Origin of the sequence: Sphingobium sp. ba1, assembly GCF_000743655.1 — a bacterium.
Lineage (GTDB): Bacteria > Pseudomonadota > Alphaproteobacteria > Sphingomonadales > Sphingomonadaceae > Sphingobium.
On record NZ_JPPQ01000006.1, the window covers coordinates 86,829 to 96,746 of the forward strand.

Below are 9,918 nucleotides of genomic sequence, written 5' to 3' on the forward strand. Positions count from 1 at the left end.
CTGACCCTTCCCCGCCAACGACCCGGTCTTGGCCAAGCGCAGCCTGCCTTGCGGGGTCTGATGGCGGGGACGGGATCATATCAGAAGCTCAGGCGCACGCCGCCATAGGCCGACAGGCCGAGCGTCTGGGTGCCGTAGCTGACCTGATACCATTTATCGAACAGGTTGATGACGCGGCCATAGAGTTCGATCCGGTCGGTGATGCCATAGGAGGCGAGCAGGTCGACCACCGTATAAGCCTCAGTCGCGCCGCCAAAGCCCGACGAGTCGCCATCATGATAGCGGACCCGCGCGGTCATCGATGCGCGTTCGGCCGGGGTCAGGATGACCGATGTGGTGCCGGTATAGCGCGGGCGGCCGCTGTTGACATAGGTGCCGTCCATCTCGCGATCGATTTCATGGTCGGTATAGCCATAGGTCTGGCTGACACCGAGCCAGGGCAGCGGCTGGGCGGTGACGCCGACCTCTATCCCCTCCGCACGGGTGCGGCCGAACTGGCCATAGCCGCCAAAGGGCGGACGGCTGCCGTCGAAGTTGATCTCGTTGGTCTTACGGGTGAAGAAATAGCTGACCTGCGCGGTCAGGCCTTCGGCCAGCGCGAGGTCGAAGCCGACATCGCCGCCCCGGCTGGTTTCGACCTCAAGGTCTGGATTGCCATAAGTGGGGTCGAACAATTGGTAGAGGCCCGGTGCCTTGGCCCCGGTGCCATAGCTGGCGCGCAGCTTGAGCGCGCCGAGCGCATAAGCCAGCGTGCCGCGATAGGTGTCGAACGTGCCGAAGCGGCTATTGTCGTCGACCCGCGCCGCGCCGGTCAGGGTAAGCCCCGCGACCGGCCGCAGCGCGATTTCGGCATAGGCAGAGCGGGTGTTGACGCGGGCGGGGAAGGCACCGGAAAAGCTGGTGATCTGGGTCGTCTTCTCCCGCTCATAATTGCCCCCTGCGGCCAGGCTCACGGGGCCGGTGCCGCCATAGGCGAGGGCCAGCGTCAGTTCGTCCTTGGTGCCGCGGAACAGGTCGCCTTCGGCCCGGTTCCAGGTGCCGAAATAGCGGCGGCGCGCGGCATAGCGGCTGGCCGTCAGGTCGGCGGTGAACTGGCCGTCCAGGCTCTTGTAGCTGGCCTGGCCCGCGGCGGCATAGTCGCGTGTTTTGGCGGTATCGTCGCTGTCGGACGTCGTATTGTCGAGATCGCTAAAGGCATCGAACCAATAGCCGATCGCCTGTAGCGACAGGGTTTCGGTAGCCTGATAGCCGACCCGGCCGCTAAAGCCGTAACGGCGATATTCGTCCTTCTCGGTTGCCGACCCTGCGGGGCTGGCAGTGCGCGGATCGGCGAGCGAGGGGCCGTCATGGCGATAGCCGGTGGCGCTTAGGCGGAAATCGAGCGCGCCGCTCTTGCCCAGCAGCGAAGCGCCGCCGCTGCGCATGCCATAGGAACCGGCTTCGGCCTCGGCATTGACCTGCAGCCCCTCTTCGGTCGCGCGCTGGGTGATGATGTTGATGACGCCGCCGACCGCGTCGGAGCCATAGAGCGAGCTTTGGTTGCCGCGCAGGATTTCGACCCGGTCGATGTCACGGCTGGTCAGATGATCGGCCTGGAACTGGGTGCTGATCGCGCTGGGGTCGCCCAGTTCGATACCGTCGATCAGCCAGAGAATCTCATTATTGTTCGATCCCCGGATGCGGACGCTGGTCAACTGGCCGGGCCGGTCGGACGTCGTCTGCACGCCGGGCGCGTCCTGCAATATGTCTTTGAGGAAGATGATCTGGTTGCGCTGGATATCGGCGCGGGTGATGATCGACACCGCGCTGCCGATTTCGCGCGCTTCGCTGGTGACGCGCGAGGCGGTGACGATGATGGGGGTGCTGTTGCCGCTCAGGTCCGAAATCTGTTCGGGGGCCTGCGCGAAAACGGGGCTGGCAGCGCTGAGCGCCAGCAGGGATATGCCGTATTTAACCATTTATAGTCTCCTCCCGCGCCGAGCGATATCGGGCGGTGGAGCATGTCGATGATAGGCGCATGGCCCGCCGATCGACGGCCGACGCAGGGCGACGAACCGGCGCATATATAGCCCAGCGTCCCACGACGGTTGCGGCCCCGGCCGCCTTCCTGTCGTCGCTCAGACGGAGAGTTACCGTGCCACGGCCATCCCCTGGACCAAGGCAAGAGCGACCAGAACGCCGGCAGGTCTCCTGGCTCACGGGTCATGGCGTCATGTACGACCTTCCCAGACGTTTGACGGTCCAGTGGCTGCTTCCTTCGAAGAGGAAGCTATGTACATCACGCTCACCGCTTACAGTTGCAGGGACAGCTGCGGCTTTGGATGGTGTGACCCATCCGCACCGCCTTCCCTTTTAAGCCTCGATCAAGAGGCACCGGCGCGATCTTGCCCGTTGCGCTCAAGCGAGCGCTACGGACGGCAGCCCGATAGCGGGCGGCACGGCATCATGCAAGGCGGCAATTGCCGCCCCGGCTTCATGCTGTCAGTCGAACAGGCTGGATACCGAACTTTCATCGGCAATGCGCTTGATCGCTTCGCCCAGCAGCGGGGCGATGGGCAGGTGGCGGACCTTCTTGGCGGTATTGACCGCATCGGTGCCCTGGATCGTGTCGGTGATCACCAGTTCCAGCAGGTCGGACGCATCCACGCGCGCGACCGCGCCGCCCGACAGCACGCCATGGCTGACATAGGCGACCACGTCTTCGGCACCCGCCGCCTTGAGCGCGGAGGCCGCGTTGCACAGCGTCCCCGCCGAATCGACGATATCGTCGATCAGGACGCAGAAGCGCCCGGCGACATCGCCGATGATGTTCATCACTTCCGATTCGCCCGCGCGCTCGCGGCGCTTGTCGACGATGGCGAGCGGGGCGTTGTCGAGCCGCTTGGCCAGCGCCCGCGCACGCACCACGCCGCCGACGTCGGGCGACACGACCATCAGGTTGCGATCACCAAAGCGCGCCTGGATATCCGCCGACATGACCGGCGCACCGAACAGATTGTCGGTCGGAATGTCGAAGAAGCCCTGGATCTGGCCCGCATGCAGATCGACCGACAGGACGCGGTCGGCGCCCGCCTTGGTGATCAGATTGGCGACCAGCTTGGCGCTGATCGGGGTGCGGGGGCCGGGCTTCCGATCCTGCCGCGCATAGCCGAAATAGGGGACGACGGCGGTGATTCGCTTGGCCGACGCGCGTTTCAGCGCATCGATCATGATCAACAATTCCATCAGATTGTCGTTGGTGGGATAACTGGTCGATTGCAGCACGAACACATCTTCGCCCCGGACATTTTCGTGGATTTCCACGAACACTTCCTCATCGGCGAAGCGGCGGACGCTGGCGTCGGTCAGGGGAATTTCGATATAGTCGGCGATGGCGGCCGCGAGCGGCTTGTTCGAATTGCCGGTCATGAGCTTCATGGCCAAAACCCCCTGAAATGAAAAGGCGTGACGAATTGATGACGCTGGGTGAAACGCCGCCCCTGTAGCGGCGCGGGGTCGCGGTGGAAAGGCGCTTTTGCGCCAGCCGGAAAAATGCATTAGGGGCCGCGTCCATGACCGACAAACTCGTGATCGCCCTTGCCCAGATGACCCAGTCGGTAGGCGACCTCGCCGCCAATGCCGACGCGATGCTGGAATGGCGGGCGCGGGCGATGGATGCGGACCTGATCGTCTATCCCGAATTGCAGCTGATCGGCTATCCGCCCGAAGATCTGGTATTGAAACCCGCGCTGGTCGAGCGCGCCAATCAGGAACTCGACCGGCTGGCGCAGGCGACCGGCGATGGCGGCCCGGCAATGCTGGTCGGCACCGTGGTCGCGGCGCAGGGCGTATTGTTCAACGTCGTCGCGCTGCTGGAAGGCGGCGCGGTCACCGCCATCCGCCAGAAGCGCGAACTGCCCAATTACGGCACGTTCGATGAAAAGCGCCTGTTCGCGCCCGGCCCGCTGCCCGCGCCCATCGACTTCAAGGGCGTGAAGATCGGCGTGCCGATCTGCGAGGATATCTGGTTTCCCTTCGTCACCGCGCATCTGAAGGCGCAGGGCGCGGACATATTGATCAGCCCCAATGGCAGCCCGTATGAGGTCGACAAGGATGACCGTCGCACCAATGGCGTCGCGGGGACGCGGGTGCGCGAGACCAATCTGCCGCTCGCCTATCTCAACCGCGTCGGCGGGCAGGATGAGCTGGTGTTCGACGGCGCGTCCTTCGTGATGAACGCCGACTTGTCGATCGCGCACCAGCTGCCCGACTGGGACGAAGCACTGGTGCTGACGATATGGGAGAAGCAGGCCGGACAGTGGGTCTGCCTGCCCGGCGATCGCCATGTCCTGGATGACCGGCCGGCCGACATTTACAATGCGATGGTCCTGGGTCTGCGCGATTATGTGAACCGCAACCGTTTTCCCGGCGTCGTGCTGGGCCTGTCGGGCGGGATCGACAGTGCGCTGTCCGCCGCCGTCGCGGTCGATGCGCTGGGCGCCGACCGGGTATGGTGCGTGATGATGCCCTCGCGCTTCACCAGCCAGGACAGCCTGGACGATGCCGTCGCCTGCGCGCGGCTGCTGGGCGTGCGTTACGACAGCATCCCCATCGAACCGGCGGTCGGCGCGTTCGACACGATGCTGGGCGATGTATTCGCCGAGCGGCAACGCGACCTGACCGAAGAGAATATCCAGTCACGCATCCGGGGGCTGACTCTGATGGCGCTGTCCAACAAATTCGGCCACATGCTGCTGACCACCGGCAACAAGAGCGAGATGTCGGTCGGCTATGCCACCATCTATGGCGACATGGCGGGCGGCTATTCGGTGTTGAAGGACGCCTATAAGACGACCGTGTTCGACCTGTGCCGTTGGCGCAACGCGAATGTCCCGACGCTGGGCGAAGACTTTGGTCCCGCTGGCCCGGTGATGCCGGAGCGGGTGATCAGCAAGCCGCCCAGCGCCGAATTGCGCGCCGACCAGCGCGACGATGACAGCCTGCCACCCTATGAAGTGCTGGACCCGATCCTATACGGCCTGGTCGAGGAGGAATTGTCGGTCGAGCAACTGGTGGCGCGCGGCTTCGAGCGCGAGACCGTCGCCCGGATCGAGCGGCTGCTCTATGTCGCCGAATATAAGCGCCGCCAGTCGCCCCCCGGCGTGAAGCTCGGCACCCGCAACTTCGGCCGCGACCGGCGCTATCCGATCACTAATGCGTTTAGAACATGACACCCCAAACTCCGTTCGGGCTGAGCTTGTCGAAGCCTCGTCCTTCTTCTGAAGAAGAACAGCCCTTCGACAGGCTCAGGGCGAACGGGATCAGGACCAGATATCCATGACCGTCATCACCCGTTTCGCGCCGTCCCCGACCGGCCATCTCCATGTCGGCAATATCCGCGCCGCGCTGCATAACTGGCTGTTCGCACAGAAGAGCGGCGGGCAATTCCTGCTGCGGCTGGACGATACCGACCTCGAACGCTCGCGTCCCGAATATGCCGATGCGATCCGCGCCGACCTGCAATGGCTCGGCCTGACCTGGGACGCGGAGGCCAAACAGTCCGAACGGTTCGCGCTCTATGAAAGCCGGTTCGATCAGTTGCGCGCGGCGGGCCATGTCTATCCGGCCTATGAGACGCAGCAGGAACTGGAATTGCGGCGCAAGGTGCTGCTGGGGCGGGGTTTGCCGCCGGTCTATGATCGCGGCGCGCTGAGCCTGACGCCGGAAGAGATCGCGGCCTATGAAGCCGAAGGCCGCCGCCCACATTGGCGCTTCAAGCTGGATCATGATCAGCCGATCGTCTGGACCGACCTCATTCGCGGCGAACAGCGGTTCGACCCCAAATTACTGTCCGATCCAGTGATCCGCCGCGCCGATGGCAGTTGGCTTTATATGCTCCCGTCGGTGATCGATGACATTGACATGGGCGTCACCCACGTCCTGCGCGGCGAAGATCATGTGTCCAACACCGCGACCCAGATCCAGATGTTCGCGGCAATGGGCGCGCCGCTCCCCGCCTTCGCGCATGAAGCGCTGCTGACGGGAGCGGAGGGCAAGCTGTCCAAGCGACTGGGGTCGCTCGGCGTCGCCCATTTCCGCGAACTGGGGCTGGAACCCATGGCGATCGCGTCGCTGCTGGCGCGGCTCGGCAGCAGCCAGTCGGTCGAGCCGTTCGCCGATATGCAGCCGCTGATCGACAGTTTCGATTTCGCCCATTTCGGCCGCGCCCCCGCGCGTTTCGACGAAGCGGAACTGGCGGGGCTGAACCAGAAGATCGTGCATCTCCTGCCCTATGACGCGGTCGCCGCGCGGCTGCCGGGCGGCATGGACGCCCCGGCATGGGACGCCATCCGCCCCAATCTGGAAACAGTGGCGGGCGCAGCCGACTGGTGGCGGATCGTCACTGGCCCCGTCGACGCCCCCGCGCCGGCCACCGAAGACCAGGACTTCCTGATCGCCGCGCACCGCCTGCTGGCTGACCTGCCCTTCGACGCGGCCATCTGGCGCGCGCTGACGGAAGCGCTCAAAGGTGAAACCGGCCGCAAGGGCAAAGCCCTCTTCCTCCCCCTGCGCCGCGCACTGACGGGCCTCGATCACGGCCCGGACATGAGCCTGCTGCTGCCGCTGATCGGCCAGGACGAAGCGCTGCGCCGCCTTCGGCCCTGAGGGGCATTGGGGTGCGGACATAAAATCCTCCCCTACAGCGGGAGTTATGTTACCATGTGCTAACCTTGTAACACATGGAGATGGCGGCATGGGCGAGTCCACCTTTACCTTCCGGGTCGATGATACCCTCAAAAGCGCCTTTGCCGACGCGGCGAAGGCGCATGATCGCACCGGAGCACAGCTCATCCGCGATTTCATGCGCGACTATGTGTCTGGCGAGCGCCAAGTGGCTGAACATGACGCATGGTTCCGGCAGCAGGTGCAGGTCGGGCTGGATTCGGCCAATGCAGGACGTCTGGTCTCTGACGATGACGTCGAACAGGAAGCGGAGGCATGGCGGGACGAGACGCGGGCCAAGATGGCTGGCGGGGCGTGAAGCTCGCCTGGACGCTTGAGGCACGCCAAGACCGGCGGCACATACGCACCTACATCGCCAAGGAAAATCCAGCGGCCGCCCTGACGCTGGATGCATTGTTCACGAAGAAGGCGCGCAATCTCGTCCACCATCCCGCAATCGCACGCCTAGGCCGTGTGACAGGGACATACGAGCTAGTGGTGCATCGCAACTATATCCTGGTTTACGATGTCGCCGACGATCTGGTGCGCATCCTGCGCTTGCTCCATGCGCGCCGCCAGTGGCCGCCGATCGCTGGCATCGCGGATCAAGCGGAAACCCCGAATGAATGAGCGGATTTCACCTGTTTTTCGGGCATATGCGATCAGCGAGGCCATATCTTAAGAATATTCTGCTCTCTGCCGAAGATGGAGGGCATTGATGGCTTGGTTTTTCTCGACGGAATACAAGGATCGCCACACCGGAACGGATTGGACACCGGAAGTCGAGCGTATTGCATCCGAGCATGAGCGATTCCGCGCGATCGGCGCTCAACTGGCACAAGACATTGAAGCTCGTTACTTGGCGGGGCCGCGTGATCGCAATTCCCCCGGCTATCCTTGGTTTGGTTCGAGCGACGTTCCGCGAATGCTCGATGGCTGGCCTTGGCAAATCCCCGACCGGCCTTTTGTCGACCAATTTAAAGAACAACAGGGCGATTTGGTCGATATTGTCAGCACCAGCTTTACAACCTACGCAATTTCACAACGCGTTATCGACATGATCGAAGCGATTGAGCCAAATGTGCATCAGTATCTGCCCTATCAGATGCTACAGCCCGACAGCAGCGTTCATCCCGATAAACGCTGGCTGCTGAACGTCTGCACCCGCGCCGAAGTAGTCGATATTGAGCGGTCGAATGTGCAATGGGCGAAGCCGCCTAGCGATCGGTGGTTCATCGACGCTCCGGGCGAGCGTCGTTTGCTTGTGAAGGCGAAGGAAGCTCGATCCCGCGCGATTTGGTCTGAGTGGCGATATAATGGCGCTCAGACCACCCTGATTAGCGACGCACTATGGAACGCCCTCCAAGCCTCCGGCGTGCGTGGCTGGCAACCGCATTTTGCGTATTCGCGGCACATAGAGGAAGTCTAACGGCTACCGGCAATCACATGATAGGCGTCAGGAAGCGATGAAAATACCCATTAATCGCGCCATTCTCCAGATTGCGCGGCCCTTCATCCTACTCACTTGTCCGAGAAACACTGCCGGATGGTAAAAATGCCCCGGAAACCCGAAAGCATGGTTTTCCGTCACCATAGCATCTCCACTATCGGCCTATGCCTGTTCGAAACCCGATATTCCGCAAACGACCCATTTAATGCGAAACCTATCTGATCCGATGCGCCCCCAATCCTATTCCCCTTCCGATGTAGGATTTCCTCTGGTCTATCCTTGTCGATGGACCAGCACACCCTTCGCGCCCGCGCGCCCCAGCGGGCAATCGCCAACCCCTCACATCCTTGTGACCCACCTGTAGCGTCCCTGTCGCGTGGGTGGCGCGTCGCCGTGACTTTACAGGCGCGTCGGTGGGGCGTGGCCGGTGCGTCGGCAGCACTTGCCCGCCACTATTCCCACGAAAACAGCCGGAAAAACCCTGCCTGCAACGGTGTGAACTTGCGCCCTGTGACCCTGCCGTCGCGCCGCGACGTCTGGACGCCTTATGCGCGCATCGATTCCAGCGCCTTCGCGACGGCCAATATGCCTTCGGGCGCGGCGGCGAAGCCCATATGGGTGCAATCGACCTCGATCGCCTTGTCGCGTTCGCCACTGCGGCCCTTGGCGCATTCGGGCAGGATTACGCCGTCGCGCTGCGACCACAAAGCGACCGTGGGCACCGGCGGCTTGATTTCGCGGGTACAGGGGAAGGGTGGTTTATCGACCGGAAAGCCCGATACGAGTTGATAGAGACGCCAGGCATGGTTGGCGCGCGGGTCGCCGGAAAAGGGCGTGCCCAGCGTCACCACGCCGCCGACCTTGTGCGTCGCATATTTCGCATATTCGCGCGCATACAGGCCGCCGAGGCTCCAGCCGACGAGCGTCACCGGCCCGCCGCCTGCGCGCCGAATGGCATCGACGCGGCGGTCGATCTGGTCGAGGCTGTCGGGTTTCGGCCCATAATTGCGGCCCATCGCCCAATCATGCGCGGCATAGCCGGCGGCGGTCAAAATCTGCCGCATGGCGTCCATCCGCCGTTCGGACGCGAGCAAGCCGGGGATCAGCAATATGGAACGGCCATCACCCTTGATCTGCTGCGCCAGCGCGTCCGCCTGCGCCTGCGTGCGGGCGAGGTCACGGGGAAGCGACAGGTTGCCGAGCAGATGCGACAAGGACGGCCGCACCGGCGCGGCTGGACCCGGTGCGAAACGATCTTTCCAAAAACTGCTGACGGCTTGAACATGCGGTGGCACGGCGACGATATTCCCAAGCCCAAACGGGCAAAAATGACGTTATCGTGACAAACGCCACGCACGTCCATGGGTTTCGTCTTATGCGACGAACGGTTCGTCGCTGTGGGAAGTCAGGGTTCCTGAGCGACCTGGGTAACAGGCGCGGGATCAACGGCCTGCAAAGGGCGCGGTTCCAGGATCGCGGCGGTTTCGATGAGGTCCAGCGCGCGTCGCGCTTCGAGATAGCGGCGCGCAAATTGCAGCCAGCGATCGGCGGCAGCACGGCCGGGCATCCGCTCCACTTCGGCCAGCGCCGCGCTCACCCGCCCGCCGTCGAGATAGCGCACGGCCCGCTCCAGCGCGGCCTGGGGCCGGGGGGAGGGGGTCGAAGCCTTGCGAATCGTCACCAATTCGCGCGCTTCATGGGCAATGGCATCCCACCAGTCGCTTTCCACCGGCGGCGTGGTCAATCGATCGCTCAGGTCAGTGAGG

The 9,918-nt window shown here is 63.5% G+C and carries 8 protein-coding genes, 1 pseudogene and 1 riboswitch; of the genes and pseudogenes, 5 read left to right on the top strand and 4 right to left on the bottom strand.

Translation table 11 applies throughout. The features are described 5' to 3' along the window. Positions 1 to 80 precede the first annotated feature (80 nt). Together IL54_RS00565 and IL54_RS00570 are read right to left on the bottom strand one after the other, a co-directional pair. Positions 81 to 1,958 (bottom strand): TonB-dependent receptor plug domain-containing protein, encoded by a 1,878-nt coding sequence (locus IL54_RS00565; protein WP_037472163.1) that lies wholly within the window; start codon positions 1,956 to 1,958, stop codon positions 81 to 83. Positions 1,959 to 2,163: 205 nt separating this feature from the next. Further along, a riboswitch (cobalamin riboswitch) is annotated at positions 2,164 to 2,393 on the bottom strand. A gap of 88 nt (positions 2,394 to 2,481) precedes the next feature. After that, entirely contained in the window at positions 2,482 to 3,417 is a 936-nt protein-coding gene (locus IL54_RS00570) for a ribose-phosphate pyrophosphokinase (RefSeq protein ID WP_037472165.1), read from the bottom strand. A 134-nt stretch (positions 3,418 to 3,551) separates the two neighbouring features. Here IL54_RS00570 and IL54_RS00575 point away from each other — a divergent pair, with 134 nt between their 5' ends. The 5 genes from IL54_RS00575 to IL54_RS00595 all read left to right on the top strand — a co-directional run bounded on the left by IL54_RS00575 (position 3,552) and on the right by IL54_RS00595 (position 8,131). Beyond that, positions 3,552 to 5,210 (top strand): NAD+ synthase, encoded by a 1,659-nt coding sequence (locus IL54_RS00575; RefSeq protein ID WP_037472166.1) that lies wholly within the window; start codon positions 3,552 to 3,554, stop codon positions 5,208 to 5,210. Positions 5,211 to 5,316: 106 nt separating this feature from the next. Beyond that, positions 5,317 to 6,645 (top strand): glutamate--tRNA ligase, encoded by a 1,329-nt coding sequence (gene gltX, locus IL54_RS00580; RefSeq protein WP_037472168.1) that lies wholly within the window; start codon positions 5,317 to 5,319, stop codon positions 6,643 to 6,645. Between the two features lie 88 nt (positions 6,646 to 6,733). Then, positions 6,734 to 7,021, top strand: a complete 288-nt coding sequence (locus IL54_RS00585) for a CopG family ribbon-helix-helix protein (RefSeq protein ID WP_037472170.1) — start codon at positions 6,734 to 6,736, stop codon at positions 7,019 to 7,021. After that, positions 6,979 to 7,332, top strand: a complete 354-nt coding sequence (locus IL54_RS00590) for a type II toxin-antitoxin system RelE/ParE family toxin (RefSeq protein WP_202807648.1) — start codon at positions 6,979 to 6,981, stop codon at positions 7,330 to 7,332. Before IL54_RS00585 ends, IL54_RS00590 begins: the two co-directional genes overlap by 43 nt. An 88-nt stretch (positions 7,333 to 7,420) precedes the next feature. Continuing rightward, the gene (locus IL54_RS00595) at positions 7,421 to 8,131 is read left to right on the top strand and encodes an imm11 family protein (protein WP_037472172.1); all 711 of its coding nucleotides are present in this window, start codon (positions 7,421 to 7,423) and stop codon (positions 8,129 to 8,131) included. A 566-nt stretch (positions 8,132 to 8,697) separates the two neighbouring features. Here IL54_RS00595 and IL54_RS00600 read toward each other — a convergent pair. Continuing rightward, a complete protein-coding gene (locus IL54_RS00600) occupies positions 8,698 to 9,447 on the bottom strand; it encodes an alpha/beta fold hydrolase (RefSeq protein WP_037472173.1) in 750 nt (249 codons plus the stop codon). Between the two features lie 110 nt (positions 9,448 to 9,557). Continuing rightward, positions 9,558 to 9,918 (bottom strand): annotated as a pseudogene (locus IL54_RS00605) (hypothetical protein); the annotation flags it as partial.

Excerpts from the sequence above, each read along its gene's own strand:
- IL54_RS00585 (WP_037472170.1), top strand. The coding sequence starts at position 6,734 with ATGGGCGAGTCCACCTTTACCTTCCGGGTCGATGATACCCTCAAAAGC.
- IL54_RS00575 (WP_037472166.1), top strand. The coding sequence starts at position 3,552 with ATGACCGACAAACTCGTGATCGCCCTTGCCCAGATGACCCAGTCGGTA.
- IL54_RS00590 (WP_202807648.1), top strand. The coding sequence starts at position 6,979 with ATGGCGGGACGAGACGCGGGCCAAGATGGCTGGCGGGGCGTGAAGCTC.
- IL54_RS00595 (WP_037472172.1), top strand. The coding sequence starts at position 7,421 with ATGGCTTGGTTTTTCTCGACGGAATACAAGGATCGCCACACCGGAACG.
- gltX (WP_037472168.1), top strand. The coding sequence starts at position 5,317 with ATGACCGTCATCACCCGTTTCGCGCCGTCCCCGACCGGCCATCTCCAT.
- IL54_RS00570 (WP_037472165.1), bottom strand. The coding sequence starts at position 3,417 with ATGAAGCTCATGACCGGCAATTCGAACAAGCCGCTCGCGGCCGCCATC.
- IL54_RS00565 (WP_037472163.1), bottom strand. The coding sequence starts at position 1,958 with ATGGTTAAATACGGCATATCCCTGCTGGCGCTCAGCGCTGCCAGCCCC.